This is a genomic window from Bacillus sp. GW821-FHT11D08 (assembly GCF_058808515.1).
In genome coordinates this window covers 177,842-191,494 of record NZ_JBXARS010000005.1, presented here as the reverse complement: position 1 = coordinate 191,494, position 13,653 = coordinate 177,842, and the positions used below count along the sequence as shown (strand labels likewise).

The window sequence follows — 13,653 nt, the reverse complement described above, 5'->3', positions numbered from 1 at the left end:
ATCAGTCATCTCCGTTACCTTCTAATGTTATGCGGCTTTCAATCTGCCGGTCCGAGAGAATTTTTCTGGCAAGGTCATCCGCTTCTTGATTTTCCTTTCGGTTTACGGCTTCATATGTCGGTGTCAGCTTTAAGGATTCGAGCAGCGCTTCAATTTTATCCAGCCATTCGTTTTGCGTTTCATCATAACACGGCCAGCTGCCGTCAAGCTGATGTAAAACGACGAGGGAATCCCCTCTTATCGTGATTGAATTTCTGCTTGCGCCAAGTTCCTGTACTTCCTTAAGCGCTTCGTACAAAGCGGCATATTCCGCTTCATTGTTCGTCTGAAGCGTTAAGCTTTTGTTTTTCCGTATGCGGTGCCGCTTGCCGCCGAGAGAATAATACACGACAATTCCGAGTCCGGCGCGTCCGCTTGTTTTGTCAAAACCGCCGTCGAAATACACTGTAATGTCGTCAGGTTCGTGCGCAAGCTCTTCAGTAAGCTTTTCTAATTCTTTAAGCGTCCAGGTTGCGCCTTTTTCATCCTCAAAATAAATGTCTTTTATATAAGGAAAGCGGCTGACTTCTCTTGCAAGCATGCGCGCTTTCGGAACGGTCAGCCAATCTTCGGAAAAAAACGCGACAGGGCCTGTTCCTTTTGCTTCTATTTCGATATACGGCTTAAGATTCATTGAAATCACCTTACCATTCATTAGTTGACGGGCGTGTGCTATAATCAAACCATTCTCAAATTGAAAGGAAGTCAGCAGGTTTTGTTTAACGATGTGTTATGGATCTTATTTGCGGTCATTCATTTTATCATTGTTCTTCTGTTTTATAAAGGATTTGGCAAAACGGGCCTATTCGTATGGATCGGTTTCGCCACGGTGTGCGCCAACTTGCAGGTTGTCAAAACAGTCGAGCTGTTCGGGCTTACGGCGACACTGGGAAATATCATGTACGGCACCGTTTTCTTCGCAACGGATGTGCTGAATGAAAAATACGGTCCCAGGGAAGCGCGCAAAGCCGTCTGGCTCGGGTTTTCCACTCTGCTCGCTTTGACATGCGCCATGCAGGGGGCTCTTTTATATAAACCGGCTGCGTCAGATATCGCACAGCCTGCCCTTGAGACGATTTTCGGTTTTCTGCCGCGTGTTGCGCTCGGAAGCCTCTTGGCTTTTATTTTCAGCCAAACGATAGATGTTTATGTATATTCAGCCATACGGAGAATCTTTCCTTCAGACAGGCTTCTCTGGCTCAGAAACAGCGGAAGCACGGCGCTCAGCCAGCTGCTGGATACATTTATCTTCACTGCCGTGGCCTTTATCGGCGTTTATTCCGCGGGAGTATGGTTCAGCATCTTCATTTCAACTTACCTGATTAAATTTGCGGTATCACTCATTTCTGTCCCTTATGCGTATGCGGCAAAACGAATGACACCGAATGGAGAGTGACGGATGATGCCCGCTGAAATTTATGTAGACGGTGCAAGCGCCGGAAACCCGGGCCCGTCCGGTATCGGTATTTTTATTAAACATGACGGGGAAACAGAATCTTTCTCAATTCCGATCGGCGACCATTCAAATCAGGAAGCTGAATTTCTCGCTTTAATTGAAGGAATGAAGCTGTGTGCCGCCCGCGGATTTGAGTCCGTGTCATTCCGGACGGATTCGGATATCGTGGAGCGGGCCGCAGATCTTGAAGCGGTTAAAAACAAGGCTTTCCAGCCGTTTGTTGACGAAATCATCCGCTTAAAGGCCGAATTTCCATTGTTTTTCATTAAGTGGATTCCCGGCAGACAAAACCAAACAGCCGATCAGCTCGCAAAAAAAGCGATTCGGCTGAATAAATAACCGGAATGAAATTGCGTCTCACTGTTCATCCTACAAATGAGGTGAACAGCTATGAGAAAAGAAAATAAAGGCCGGCTGACCGGGGGCGTGAATCCTCAGGGAAATATGGAAGGAAATGCGCATAAAGACCCGAAATCAGCCCTTGAAAACAACGCAAAAAAAAGCAATACAAAACGCTAGAGGGATCAGCTGATCTCTCTGGCGTTCAGCTTTTCGAGCATCCTTTCAATTCCTTTTATCTGATGACGTCTGAGCATTAATGCCGCCTCTTCCATCTTTAATGAAAAAAGCGCTTCTTCAAGCGTACAGACTAACGGCACCTCGCAATGTATTTCAGCAAGCTGCCTTGACAGCTCCAATTCTTTCAAGCTTTGCTGAATTTTCGTTTGCTGGCCCTTCGGCAAGAGAGCGAGGCTTTCTAATAACCGGTCTATGTTTTGGTATTCACGGATCAGCTTGTACGCCGTTTTTTCCCCGATCCCTTTAACGCCGGGATAGTTATCGCTCGTGTCTCCCATCAGCGCCTTAATGTCAATCAGCGCTTTTGGCGGAACTCCCGTTTCTTCTCTGAATATCTCATCTGTATATACCTTATAATTGCCGATACCCTTTTGCAGCAGCGCTACTTGAACTTGATGATTCAGCAATTGAAGCAGATCTTTATCACCCGTTACAATCGTAATTTCCGCTTCCCCGGAAAATAGGGCAGAAAGCGTACCGATACAGTCATCCGCCTCATAGCCTTTTATGCCGATGTTTAAAAAACCGAGCTCTCGCGCTGCTTCTTTCGCTAGATCAAATTGCGGAATCAGCTCTAGCGGCGGTTCGCTTCTGTTGGCCTTATAATCTTGAAACAAATCATTGCGGTACGTTTTGCTTCCCATATCCCAGCAGCAGACGACATGTGTGGGCTGAAACGTATCAACAGCCGTAATAAGATGCTTTAAAAAACCGTTGACGCCGTTTGTGGGAATTCCGTTTTCATTTATCATAAAATTGCGATGAACGGCCGTCGCGAAAAACGAGCGGAACAAAAGCGCCATGCCGTCAACGAGCAGTAATTTATTATTCATATATCGAAACTCCTTTTTATTCAATGTTCCTATTTTACCAAAGAAGGCGGTAAAAAAACAGCATCCCCCCATTTGGAAGATGCTGCCGTCACGTTTACTCACCGTGTCTTTTATTGCTTGCCATCAGCTTTTCAGCTTCACGGCCGGCATAAGAATCAAATTTCTGTCCGAAGCCGTTTTTCTTTTTGGCATTGTTATTCTGCTGAGCATTTCTGTTTCCCAGTTTTGTTCTGCCCATGGTCATATCCCCCTTTAGAGAAGATACGGATAGTATGTACAGCAAGCGCTGATGACACACGCGGCAGGTTCATCCATTACTGTCTGCTGACGAATTCTTTCACCATCTCTTCACTTACGAATTGTCTTTGCGGCACGATGCCCCTTTTCGCCAGCTGGTTCATTTTTGCGGTGATGCCATTGATGGCATCTGTCGTGAACGGTTTATTCTGTCTGCATTTTACAATGGCTTCTTCAATGGCCTGTTCACGCTCATAATCAAGCTGTACAAATGTTTTGACGTGCTGATGCTGTTTTGCGGAATGTGCTGAAATTGCTTTATGGACTTCTGACATAAAAGGTTTCATCTCGCTTTTTTTCATTTTAGTCTACCACGACTGTTATCTGCCCGCCAACCGGATTTTTAAATTTTCAGCATTTCATCTTTCTTTTTCCATGCTTTTTCGGCTTCGTAAAGGTGTTCAATTTCCCTTGCACTCGTATTTTCCGCAAGACCTTGTAAATAAGTGTCCCGCTGCTCGCGGATCTGGGACAGGCTTTTATCCGCCATGTCTCCTTGCAGACGGCGCACCTGCTCAGTATATCGCTCTGAAAGGCTTTCTTTCTCCTGCTCAAGCCACTTTTCTGTCACTTTTTGCAGGCTGAGCCTGAGCCCTTCTACAAACGCTGCTTTTCCGTTCTGTTCAAAAAACTGCTTCGGTGATTTAACTTCCTTTACGTGATGTGAGAATGCCGAGACGTCAATGACCGGAGCGACCTCTTTCAGCTGAACGGCAAATTCGTTTTCACCGCTGACATAAATGGAGAAATCTCCGTCTTCCATAAGCTTCTTCTGACAGTTTTCCATCCATTCCTCAGTCATATGGCGCTCAATAAAACCGGTCATCCGGATATCGAGCGTTTTCAGCTCTTGAATATATTCAAAACGGAATTCCTTGAGCGCTTCATTCAGCGCCGCTGATATATTTTGTTTCCAATCACCGTTTTGAAGACCCGGATGGAAGGCGGTTTTCAGCATATCATTCGCATAAAACGTCAGGCGGTGTTTAATGTGATAGAGCTGTTCTTCCGTATCTTTCATCACTTTTCGAATGATGACCTCAGACGTACGGCGCTTTGAAATGTCAGCGAGAGCTTTTTCATAGGAAGACTCCAGACGCTGTTTCTTTTTCTCTTTTTCTTCTGCCGACTGGTGAAGAGATTCGTGAAGTTGTTCCACCATATCGCACAATTTGTCCGCCTCTGTTTTCAGCTGGGCGCAGCTGGCCCTCATTACATCTTCCTCAATAAAGTGCTCAAGCCCGGTTCTTACATCAGAGAACCTGTTATAAAAAGTTGCTTTTTTACCCGCAAGCTCTTCTTTACTTGAGACATGATATAATTTCGGCCGGTTAATTCCCTCTTTTGAGAGTTCTGAGCGGACATAGTCTTTGACGGTTTCCAGCTCGCTTTCCGTTTTGGCCAGATCGGCGGCGTTAATGACAAAAAACATTTTATCCATGCCGAATGATTCTTTGACGAGGCCGAGTTTCTTCAGAAAAGACCTGTCTCCTTTTGAAAAAGAATGCTGATAGTACGTCATATAAAAGAACGCGTCAGCATCTTTTATATATTGAAAGGCAAGTTCCGTATGGCGCTTGTTTATACTGCTTGCTCCCGGCGTATCAACAATGGTGATGCCTTTTTGCGTGAGAGGCGAATCATAATACACGGTGACTTCTTTTACGCAGCAGGCCGTTTTTTCTTCGGCTGCGTACGGTTTTAAATCTTCAACCGGCACCGTCAGTGTCAGCCTTTGACGGATCTGTTCTTCGTACGTATCAAACGCCTGCAGCATCGTCTGAATCACCGGGATGAGTTCATCCGGAATTTTTCCCTTTTTAATGGCATAATTCCATCTCTCTTTCAGTGAACGCCCCTTTACATCAGCGTCTTTCAGCTCAGTCAGCTGAAGCATTTCAGCGTCCAGCTCCTCCTCCGTTTTAAAAACGATCTCCGCAGATTTATGCGGTTTGCCGTCTTGCGGTTTCGTTATTTTGTTGATCGTAGCCGTTGTGGGCGTCGGTGATGATGGCAGCACGTATTCACCGACAAGCGCATTTGCAAATGATGATTTACCGGAACTGAATCCGCCGAATAACGCCAAGGTAAACTGGCGGTTTTCAAGCCGCTCAATCCTGCTTCGAAAGGCTTCTGCCTGTTTTCCTAATATGCTCGAGGATTCAAGAATCCCGGCAAGCTCATAGAACCGATCAGTCTGCTCTTTTATAGGAAGTTCCTTCATCGCATTTTTTTCGGGCTTGCTTACTTCATGCTGTACAGCCTCTTTTGGTTTCTTTTGGACGGGCGCTTTTGCAAGGCGTTTTTTTCGCGTATACCAGTCGCCGCTTCCCGTATCACAGGTCAATTCTTCTTCCCACAAAGCGCGGACGCGGGCTGCTTTTTCCAAGGCATTGCGTTCTTCTTTTGCCGATTGCGCGAGCTCATCCCTTATTTTCTTTTCTTTTTCGAGCCGGTTTTTCAAGTTCTCAATGAGCGGTCCGTTTTTTGTCTGAACATAAGCGGTCAGCTCCTCAATGAGTTCCGCTGTCTGTCTTTTGGCTTCCCTTCTGATCATTTCAGCGAGGTCTTTCGTATAAGTTAATACGTATTCAGATGAAAAGGCCGCTCCCTGCTTAAGGGCCTGAGCGGTGATATCATCAGAAAGCGGTGTGCGGTACGCCTGGATTTTCTTGATCAGTTCGTCCGAATCCGCTTCATACCGCTTGGCCGCTTTCGTAAATGTGTCGATAATATGCCAATCCGCTTCCCCTTCCGTTCTTTTTTTAATATCGGCAAAAAATTCAGCATGCCTTCTTTCTTTTTCCGAAGCTGTTTTCGCTTTTGAAAAGAATAATCCGGTTTTAAATGATGGCTGCTGTGATTCAATATAAGCAGATGCAAGCACCCTCATCTCAAAGGGTGTCAGATTAGCGTTTTGCAATATGTTCTGCACGTCTTTTCTGATGTCTTTCTCTGCTGTTTCAGCCTGTTGAACGGCTTTTTTAAGCTCATCTTCAACAGAACGGACAAGTGCTTCTTGTTTGTCAAACTGCTCTCCGCTGCCGTTTTTATCTTCTTTTACGAGCATCTCTGTATGCTCTTTGACTAAGTGTGCGACTTTTCTCTCCGTTAAGGACCATAAATTTGTTTTTGCCTGCTGTTTCAGCTTCTGCAGATGTTTTTTCAGCTGTTCCATGCCGTTTAAAGGATGGTCAGGCTCAGTGACAGACGTAAAGAAAAGCGATTCTTTCGGTATTCCCGCGCCTTCAAGCATGTCTTCCACCTGCCTGCGGTACTCTTCAAACTTCGTTTCAGTTTCATCATGTCTGTCAATTTGGTTGACGATCAGAAACAAATTCGGAATACGGTCTTTGATGGAGCTGAGAAACAGCATATTTTCTTCTGAATGGACGTGATTATAATGAACGACGTAAAATAAAGCGTCAGCCTGATGGAGAACTGAAGCGGCAGATAAAAAATGCGCTTCGTCCGTCGAATCAATTCCCGGTGTGTCAATGTAGGCCGCATAAGGCTCTGACTCCTTAAAGCCGGCATAGACTTCCACCGTTTCAATTTGCTCACCGTCTTTACAGAATTGCTGCACTTGTTCTTTATCGTAACTTCCTTTGATCTCTGCATAAGCCCCGTCCGTCGTATGAAGCACGACTTTATCTTCACCGTGCCGGATGACAACGAGGTTGGCGCTTGTGGGAATCGGGCTTGTCGGCAGTATGTCTTCACCGAGCAATGTGTTTAATAAAGAGGACTTTCCGGCCGAATAATGCCCGGTAAACGCGATATAAACCTCTTCATCAGCCGCTTTTTTCATAATGGCCGCGAGCTGATCGGCCCGTTTTTCATCCTGATGATCCAAAAATTGTGCGTATAAGGCACCCGTTCTGCTGAAAATCTCCCTGTTATGGCGTTCTTCTTCTGTCATGTGTCTTTACCCCTTTGTGTCTGTCGCATCAAATGACGTTTTTCATTTTTAGAAAGCTCTGAAAAAAACCTCTCCCCCATTTTACACAAGAATGGCTCACTTTTCTTCAGGAAACGCAAAAAAGCCGCCGATATCGGCAGCTGATAAAGAAAAAACACCCGCGGCAGGAAAAACCGCAGATGTTTAAGAAGACATCGATTTATTCGAAACTTTTTTCAATACGAAACCAATTAAAACACTGTATGTACAAACGGCTGCAAATAAAAATAACATTGTCATTTTCGGCACCACCTTGAATGAGAATCATTTTCATATTTACATCTTATCATGAGTGAGAATGATTTTCAATCTCTATTTTGCGGTGTTTTCTTCTAGCGCTTTCTCTTCGGCGCGAATCCTCACAGTGAGCATGCAGGCATTGAGAATCGAAAAGAGAAACAGTGTCCAATACGCTCCGTATAACAGCGGCAGAAAAATAAATTCTAAGATGACGACCGCGTAGTTCGGGTGCTTCATCCACCTGTACGGCCCCTTTCTGACAAGCTCCGCATCCGGCACGACAAGGATTTTCGTATTCCAATACCGCCCTAATGATAATAGAGCCCAATACCTGATCCCCTGTACAAATAAAATAATACATATAATGGCGGCCCACCTTGGAGAAAGCGTTTTTTGAAACGCCGCCACCTCAGCTGTAAGAGAGACGAAAAAGAGCACGTGCATCAGGACGAGAAAGGGATAATGTCCTTCTCCGTATTCGACTGCGCCTTGCTTTTTCACCTTTTGCTCATTGCGCCGGGCCACGATCATCTCCGCAATCCGCTGGGCCGCAACCAGCATGATAAACAGCCAAAACATTAAGAAGCCCCCTTTTCCCAGCTGAACAGCAAAAGCTCAGACGAAAATCCCGGCCCGAGAGCGCCGATCAGCCCTTTTTCGTTTTCTTTCTGCCGTCCGTTGAGCAACTGTTCTTTTATCACATGAAAAATAGTTGCGGAAGACATGTTCCCGTGTTTTTGCAGCACCTTCCGAGATGCCGCAAGCTGCCCGGTGCCCATTGAAAGACTCGTTAAATAGGCGTCAATGACCTTTTTCCCGCCTGGATGGGCAAGAAAGGTTTTAATGTCGTGAGTACTGACACCATATTCAAATAAAAATTCATCAACATTGTCCTTCAGCCACTGTGAAACCAGGGTGGGAATGTCTCTTGAAAAAATGACTTGAAAACCGCTGTCGGTGAATTCCCAGCCCATCACATCTTCCGCATCCGGCATCATCACCGATTGAGTGGCGAATATCCGCGGAAGAAGCGGCTGTTTGACGTCGTTTCGGTTCGCCTTTTCTCCTCCCATTAGTACTGCGGCAATCCCGTCCGCAAACAGGGAAGTTCCGATTAAGTTGCTTTTTGACTTGTCGTTCGGCTGAAACGTTAAGCTGCAGAGTTCAGCCGCGATGACAAGCACGTATGCTTCAGGATACGCGCGGCAGTATTCGTACGCCCTGGACAGGCCGGCCGCTCCGCCCGCGCATCCTAAGCCCCAGATCGGTATCCGTTTTGTTTTCGCAGAAAACGGAAGCTGATTCATCACTTTCGCTTCAATGCTGGGTGTCGAAAGCCCGGTGCTGGAAATAAAAAAGATCGCATCCACTTTTTCATATGGAAAGGGATTTGTTAAACAATCCGGGTTTGTTAAACAATCAAGTGCCGCATCCGCACTGTGCTTGACGGTTTCTTCCGTATACAGCCGGTTTTTTTCTGAAAAACCCCGTGCCGTTTTATACCATTCAATCGGCCGGACAAACTGCCTTGATTCAATTTCGCCGTTTTGAAAGGCTTTTAACAGCCGATCAATATCCTTAAATGAATCGGCAAACATCCCTCTCGCAAAATCCGCCGCCGTTTCTTGCGAGACATGATACTTCGGAATGCTCGTTCCGACAGATAACACATATGCCATGCCCATCACCTCTTTACATAAAGGTTTCCGCTTTTTTCCTGAATGTATGCATAAGTTTGAATCGAGGATTTCACTGACATGCCATTTTAATAGGAAATTGGCCCTTTTGAATAAGAAACCGTTCGGCTATACTTGATCCATTCATAAAAAAGGTTGTGATTGGGATGCTGACACCTGTCATTCTTAAAGGGTCACTCGTTCAGTTAGAGCTGCTGACGATTGATCACTCTCAGGCACTTTGCGAAGCAGCTTCAGAAAATAGGACGACTTATGCTTACACCCATGTCCCTGACGGAATCGAAGAAACAAAGCGTTATATTGAGCGTGCGCTTTCCGATTATGAAAAAGGACTTGCATTGCCTTTTGCAGTACGGAGTCTTGAAACAGACCGAATCGTCGGAAGCACGCGGTTTATGGTTGCGGAAGTGTTTACGCGGCCGGCGGACGCAGCTCCGGAAGTGTGTGAGATTGGCAGCACATGGTATGCCTCTGCCGTGCAGCGGACTGGTGTCAATACGGAATGTAAACTTCTGATGCTGACTCATGCGTTTGACGTGTGGCAAGCTGTCAGGGTGACGCTGAAAACCGACGTTCGCAACCAGCGCTCACGGACTGCGATTTTGCGGATCGGAGCCCAATTTGAAGGGATCCGCCGCGCACACATTCCGGCTGTCGACGGCGGTCTCAGAGATACCGCCTACTACTCCATCCTTCGGGAGGAATGGCCTTATATCCGGCAAAACCTTTCTGGCCGGCTCAAAGCATATAACTGAAAAACCTGCCGATATACGGCAGGTTTTTTTACATATTCGGATCATATAGGTATAAATTGAGATCGATCCGTCCGTCTGACGTGACCGCTACCCCCTCAGCTTCAAGAGACAGCTTCTGTACAGAAAACATCTCTTCGTCTCTCAATCCGATTTCGCCCTTTGCATTGATGACCCTGTGCCAAGGAAGACGATGCTTTTTACTCATGGAGTGAAGAATCCTCACAACCTGCCTCGCTCCCCGCGGACTTCCCGCAAGACCGGCAATTTGACCATACGTCATCACTTTTCCTTCAGGTATCTGTTTGATAATGGCTACCGCCCGTTCCGTAAATGTCATGCAACTCCCCATTTCGCAAGAGCAGATGATTTTTGAGAAAATCAGCCACTTCCTGATCTTATATTTATAGATGATAATTGCTTCATCATCATACTTATTTCATCTCTGCGTTTAAATAGATTATCTGTTTGTTCACAAAAAATTAACAAAGATAAGCATGTACTTATTTAACATAATATGTAATAATACAATTGTATTAAAAAAGAAAAGGAGTGTTTACAATGAAAATGAAGAAAGCTTTAGCCGGCTCAGCCCTATCACTCGCTTTACTCTGTTCTGCCGCCCCTGCTTTTGCCGCAGGTCCTGCTGATACACCTTCTGCAGAAAGTAAAACGAAGGAAGTATCTGCTTTGGCGACGTTCATACTTAATGGTTCCGGACCTGATTATCCTACTTCAATTTACCGGAATGGAATCACCTATTATTTAGACAACATCACCTTCCATGGTGCTGATGGCACTTGGACAGCCGTCTACAAAAGCTGATTTTTCATGACGCGGAATGTTTGTTCTAAGCAACAACTAAAAATAATCCGTATGTTACCGTGCCGATAAGAGAATAAATGATTGCTAACATGTACCTAAGAAGTGTCAAAATTGAAAATTGTGACAGATTCTGAATTATCTCTTGCTCTACTTGTATCGGAATCTCCTGCTTTTGCAACTTCTGGAGGATATGAACAATTGGTATCTAAAAGAAGTTTCTTTCTGGAACGGAATCTGGTATGGGAATGATGAGCACTGTTACTAATATGAAGGGGGCTTTGCCCCTTTTTCTAGTTTCACTGCCTTTTATAATTGATCCTACATATAGCACCTAGTTGCGTAATTTCATTTCACCCGATGATCATTATCAGTTGTACTGTTTTCTGCTTTTAGACGCAAAAACACATAATCTAAAATTCTCTCCTGCCATAGGTTTTTTGATCGGATCCTGCAGCACTTTAGTGAATCACATGTCTATCCAAAAGCCGAGCCTCAACTCTTTACGAAGAATCAATCCAGATCCTTCAGAACATTTCTATGGACGCTTGAGTTCCCCAGCTCATGTTAAGGTAACTCTATTCTTGATATATGCTGACGTAAACAAAAGGCCATGGAATGTTTTTCCTCCCCTCTTTAGTTATCAAACCTTCTTTTGGACGAGGGGCGCAGGACATCCCCGATCAGAAAAACACCTAAAATGAATAAAATTAAATGTAAGGGCAATAATTTTTCGTGAGCAAGTACACATAAAACCTCTTACTTGCTCTTTTATTTTTGATAAAACACAATCCAGGGTGATAACATGAGATTTGCTTGGGAAGAATTAATTATAATTGCATTCGGAATGATTTTACTGAGAATTTCAGGGAGAAAATCCATTGCACAAATGACCATTGCACAGACAATGGTCATGATTTCAATCGGTACGATTATCGTTCACCCCATTTTAGAAACCAGTTTATTGAAAACATTAATCGCTGCGTCTATCCTTTTTAGCGCTTTGATTTTGATGGAATGGTTTCAAGTAAAAGTAAACTGGTTGAATCTTTTTTAACCGGAAAACCTAAATTCGTTTAGAAGACGGCCAACTCAGAAAACTTAAAGAAGCTGAGACTGACAGCAGATCAACTCGAAATGCGTTTAAGACTTCTTGGCATTTCAAACATAAACACAATTAAATATGCCAATTTATAAGCTAATGGACAATTAGGTTACGAATTAAAAGATGACTGTAAGCCTTTAACCATCAAAGACCTTAAAAATGTGATCGATCCAAAATGTCTTAACAAAGAGCCTCAGCCTCAAAAAGATGATCAAGCCAATATATTCGAGGAAATCAAAAGTCACCAGGCCCAGCATAAGCCAAAAAATCTTGAATAATTCGCTGATTAGTAAAGCCTTTTGTTATTCGCCGAATCAGACCGTTAACCGCCGATCAAAACCGGTTTACAAGAAACAAAAAAAGCATCTGAAGCAGATGCCTTTTTCAATCGATATTGCGACGATGAAAAGAGTCGGTAATCCCCGTATTTTTCGAGAGGTCCTTGTATGCGCCTGAATATGCTTTTCAGCCGCCTATCCCTACCGCCGCCCTTAGCCATAATGTTAGTCAGTTTGTTTTTATAAAATCATTGATTAATTGATCAGTCGTTAATATTGTGGCAAATTCATCATGCAATGTTGCCAGAGATATATTGTGAATAGTCTCTGCATCATAATATGTATCATTTTGATCTCTCATTCCGAAGGCTGCTGTTGCATCTGAAATCAGGTATGTATCAAATCCTAAATTACCGCTCATCCTTGTGGTTGTTGAAACACAGTGCGGCGTAGTCAAGCCAGTGATTACGACAGTTGTTATATCATTTGCTTTTAAAAGCTCTTCTAGATTAGTCCCAATAAAGCTGCTGTTTACTTTTTTGGTTATAATGACTTCTTTTTCCATAGGTTTAACGATTTCCTTTATAGCAACCCCCTCATTTTTTGGATAAAATAAAGAACCAGGTTTATCAGAAATATGTTGTATGTATATGACTGTCCATCCTTTTTCTCTCCATAATTTCAGTATTTTGCTGATATTTTCTTCCGCCTTTACGTTATTTCGGTCTCCCCACTTTTTATCATCAAAGGCTTTTTGTACATCCACAATGATTAAAGCTTTTTTCTTTTCTGCCATCAGATAACCTCCTATATTGAAAATTCGCATTTATAACATTTTAAATAAAGATTTTACTTTTGTACAATTGTTTCAGTGTTAAATTTCATATCGCACCTTCCCCGTTGGAAAAGCGCTGGAATAGCTAAAGCAAACACTGACTCAAAGGCTGCAGCTCACCAGAAGCCAGCAATATTCAACTCTTTTTCTCTATATACTTATCAATATTCTGAAATAAGCCGCAACAGTGAATGAAAGCATCGCTCCTATCGCCATCCACTCCCCTAACTAAATTCACGCTCACAAAATATTAACAAAAAAACCCTTGGTTCTTTTTGTATTGTATGTAATAATACAAGTGTATTAAAAAACAAAGGAGTGTTCAAAATGAAATTAAAAAAAGTTTTAACTGGTTCTGCCTTGTCTCTCGCTTTACTCGTTTCCGCTGCCCCTGCTTTTGCATCTAGCCCTGGCAATACAAATAGCGACTCAACTCAAACAAAAATTTCGACACAAGCGACCAAAGATTCTTTTACAATGGATTACCTTCATAGATGGGATATCCCAAATACAACTGTTAAGAATGGTGTTACATATTACCTTAAGAAAGTAGAGATAATCGAAGGGTTCTATCGCGCAACTTTTGAAGGATGGATTAATTAAAAGAAGGGGCTTTCCCTTCTTTTCACTCTCATTTGTAAGGATCCGTGCACAAGATACTCGTTCACGTACATATAGTTCGGGACGGTTTTTCGGCAAAAAAGGCGGATGCCTCATCACTCAATTTGTTTCTTTTCAAACAATGAAAATAATAAATGA

General features: G+C 43.7%; 16 protein-coding genes and 1 pseudogene. 7 read left to right on the top strand and 10 right to left on the bottom strand.

What is annotated here, in order from left to right; all coding sequences use genetic code 11:
* Position 1 precedes the first annotated feature (1 nt).
* On the bottom strand, positions 2-673 hold the full coding sequence (locus AC1RRX_RS12145) for a ribonuclease H family protein (protein ID WP_061582157.1): 672 nt from the start codon (positions 671-673) through the stop codon (positions 2-4).
* Between the two features lie 81 nt (positions 674-754).
* Here AC1RRX_RS12145 and AC1RRX_RS12140 point away from each other — a divergent pair, with 81 nt between their 5' ends.
* Genes AC1RRX_RS12140 through sspL form a run of 3 tightly spaced genes read left to right on the top strand, consistent with a single transcriptional unit; the run spans position 755 to position 2,014 of the window.
* On the top strand, positions 755-1,435 hold the full coding sequence (locus AC1RRX_RS12140) for a queuosine precursor transporter (protein ID WP_012117815.1): 681 nt from the start codon (positions 755-757) through the stop codon (positions 1,433-1,435).
* A gap of 6 nt (positions 1,436-1,441) precedes the next feature.
* Complete coding sequence (locus AC1RRX_RS12135; RefSeq protein ID WP_015240064.1) at positions 1,442-1,834, top strand: reverse transcriptase-like protein; 393 nt, start codon at positions 1,442-1,444, stop codon at positions 1,832-1,834.
* 51 nt (positions 1,835-1,885) lie between these two features.
* Positions 1,886-2,014, top strand: coding sequence for a small, acid-soluble spore protein L (sspL, locus tag AC1RRX_RS12130; protein ID WP_003153575.1), 129 nt, complete (start codon positions 1,886-1,888; stop codon positions 2,012-2,014).
* Positions 2,015-2,019: 5 nt separating this feature from the next.
* Here sspL and AC1RRX_RS12125 read toward each other — a convergent pair whose 3' ends face one another.
* From AC1RRX_RS12125 to AC1RRX_RS12095, 7 genes are all read right to left on the bottom strand, one after another.
* Positions 2,020-2,907 (bottom strand): 5'-3' exonuclease, encoded by an 888-nt coding sequence (locus AC1RRX_RS12125; protein ID WP_014418167.1) that lies wholly within the window; start codon positions 2,905-2,907, stop codon positions 2,020-2,022.
* A gap of 94 nt (positions 2,908-3,001) precedes the next feature.
* A complete protein-coding gene (locus tag AC1RRX_RS12120; protein WP_003153570.1) occupies positions 3,002-3,145 on the bottom strand; it encodes a hypothetical protein in 144 nt (47 codons plus the stop codon).
* Between the two features lie 76 nt (positions 3,146-3,221).
* A complete protein-coding gene (locus AC1RRX_RS12115) occupies positions 3,222-3,479 on the bottom strand; it encodes a YpbS family protein (protein WP_032866470.1) in 258 nt (85 codons plus the stop codon).
* 68 nt (positions 3,480-3,547) lie between these two features.
* The gene (gene dynA / locus AC1RRX_RS12110) at positions 3,548-7,126 is read right to left on the bottom strand and encodes a dynamin GTPase (protein ID WP_136803629.1); all 3,579 of its coding nucleotides are present in this window, start codon (positions 7,124-7,126) and stop codon (positions 3,548-3,550) included.
* A gap of 183 nt (positions 7,127-7,309) precedes the next feature.
* Positions 7,310-7,405: a Fur-regulated basic protein FbpC gene (gene fbpC, locus AC1RRX_RS12105; protein ID WP_025284905.1), complete on the bottom strand. Its 96-nt coding sequence runs from the start codon at positions 7,403-7,405 to the stop codon at positions 7,310-7,312.
* Positions 7,406-7,477: 72 nt separating this feature from the next.
* The gene (locus AC1RRX_RS12100; protein WP_032866277.1) at positions 7,478-7,984 is read right to left on the bottom strand and encodes an isoprenylcysteine carboxyl methyltransferase family protein; all 507 of its coding nucleotides are present in this window, start codon (positions 7,982-7,984) and stop codon (positions 7,478-7,480) included.
* Positions 7,984-9,084 carry a type III polyketide synthase gene (locus AC1RRX_RS12095; RefSeq protein ID WP_032866278.1) on the bottom strand — a complete coding sequence of 367 codons (1,101 nt, stop codon included), beginning with the start codon at positions 9,082-9,084 and terminating at the stop codon, positions 7,984-7,986. The genes AC1RRX_RS12100 and AC1RRX_RS12095 overlap by 1 nt, the downstream gene beginning before the upstream one ends.
* Positions 9,085-9,248: 164 nt before the next feature.
* Here AC1RRX_RS12095 and AC1RRX_RS12090 point away from each other — a divergent pair, with 164 nt between their 5' ends.
* Positions 9,249-9,857 carry a GNAT family N-acetyltransferase gene (locus AC1RRX_RS12090; RefSeq protein WP_032866279.1) on the top strand — a complete coding sequence of 203 codons (609 nt, stop codon included), beginning with the start codon at positions 9,249-9,251 and terminating at the stop codon, positions 9,855-9,857.
* A 28-nt stretch (positions 9,858-9,885) separates the two neighbouring features.
* Here the strand turns inward: AC1RRX_RS12090 and AC1RRX_RS12085 are convergent, their stop codons facing one another.
* Entirely contained in the window at positions 9,886-10,194 is a 309-nt protein-coding gene (locus AC1RRX_RS12085; RefSeq protein ID WP_032866281.1) for an MGMT family protein, read from the bottom strand.
* Between the two features lie 221 nt (positions 10,195-10,415).
* Between AC1RRX_RS12085 and AC1RRX_RS12080 the strand changes: the two genes are divergently transcribed.
* Positions 10,416-10,679 carry a hypothetical protein gene (locus tag AC1RRX_RS12080; RefSeq protein WP_032866282.1) on the top strand — a complete coding sequence of 88 codons (264 nt, stop codon included), beginning with the start codon at positions 10,416-10,418 and terminating at the stop codon, positions 10,677-10,679.
* Between the two features lie 802 nt (positions 10,680-11,481).
* Positions 11,482-12,059: pseudogene (locus AC1RRX_RS12075) on the top strand (DUF421 domain-containing protein).
* Positions 12,060-12,288: 229 nt separating this feature from the next.
* On the opposite strand, the gene AC1RRX_RS12070 reads toward AC1RRX_RS12075, so the two are convergent.
* Positions 12,289-12,855, bottom strand: a complete 567-nt coding sequence (locus AC1RRX_RS12070; RefSeq protein ID WP_007409506.1) for a cysteine hydrolase family protein — start codon at positions 12,853-12,855, stop codon at positions 12,289-12,291.
* A gap of 366 nt (positions 12,856-13,221) precedes the next feature.
* Here AC1RRX_RS12070 and AC1RRX_RS12065 point away from each other — a divergent pair, with 366 nt between their 5' ends.
* A complete protein-coding gene (locus AC1RRX_RS12065) occupies positions 13,222-13,497 on the top strand; it encodes a hypothetical protein (protein WP_007409505.1) in 276 nt (91 codons plus the stop codon).
* Positions 13,498-13,653 lie beyond the last annotated feature (156 nt).

Coding starts and splice junctions, on each gene's coding strand:
- dynA (WP_136803629.1), bottom strand. CDS start 7,126: ATGACAGAAGAAGAACGCCATAACAGGGAGATTTTCAGCAGAACGGGT.
- AC1RRX_RS12065 (WP_007409505.1), top strand. CDS start 13,222: ATGAAATTAAAAAAAGTTTTAACTGGTTCTGCCTTGTCTCTCGCTTTA.
- AC1RRX_RS12115 (WP_032866470.1), bottom strand. CDS start 3,479: ATGTCAGAAGTCCATAAAGCAATTTCAGCACATTCCGCAAAACAGCAT.
- AC1RRX_RS12085 (WP_032866281.1), bottom strand. CDS start 10,194: ATGACATTTACGGAACGGGCGGTAGCCATTATCAAACAGATACCTGAA.
- sspL (WP_003153575.1), top strand. CDS start 1,886: ATGAGAAAAGAAAATAAAGGCCGGCTGACCGGGGGCGTGAATCCTCAG.
- AC1RRX_RS12080 (WP_032866282.1), top strand. CDS start 10,416: ATGAAAATGAAGAAAGCTTTAGCCGGCTCAGCCCTATCACTCGCTTTA.
- AC1RRX_RS12070 (WP_007409506.1), bottom strand. CDS start 12,855: ATGGCAGAAAAGAAAAAAGCTTTAATCATTGTGGATGTACAAAAAGCC.
- AC1RRX_RS12095 (WP_032866278.1), bottom strand. CDS start 9,084: ATGGCATATGTGTTATCTGTCGGAACGAGCATTCCGAAGTATCATGTC.
- AC1RRX_RS12135 (WP_015240064.1), top strand. CDS start 1,442: ATGCCCGCTGAAATTTATGTAGACGGTGCAAGCGCCGGAAACCCGGGC.
- AC1RRX_RS12090 (WP_032866279.1), top strand. CDS start 9,249: ATGCTGACACCTGTCATTCTTAAAGGGTCACTCGTTCAGTTAGAGCTG.
- fbpC (WP_025284905.1), bottom strand. CDS start 7,405: ATGACAATGTTATTTTTATTTGCAGCCGTTTGTACATACAGTGTTTTA.
- AC1RRX_RS12145 (WP_061582157.1), bottom strand. CDS start 673: ATGAATCTTAAGCCGTATATCGAAATAGAAGCAAAAGGAACAGGCCCT.
- AC1RRX_RS12125 (WP_014418167.1), bottom strand. CDS start 2,907: ATGAATAATAAATTACTGCTCGTTGACGGCATGGCGCTTTTGTTCCGC.
- AC1RRX_RS12120 (WP_003153570.1), bottom strand. CDS start 3,145: ATGGGCAGAACAAAACTGGGAAACAGAAATGCTCAGCAGAATAACAAT.
- AC1RRX_RS12100 (WP_032866277.1), bottom strand. CDS start 7,984: ATGTTTTGGCTGTTTATCATGCTGGTTGCGGCCCAGCGGATTGCGGAG.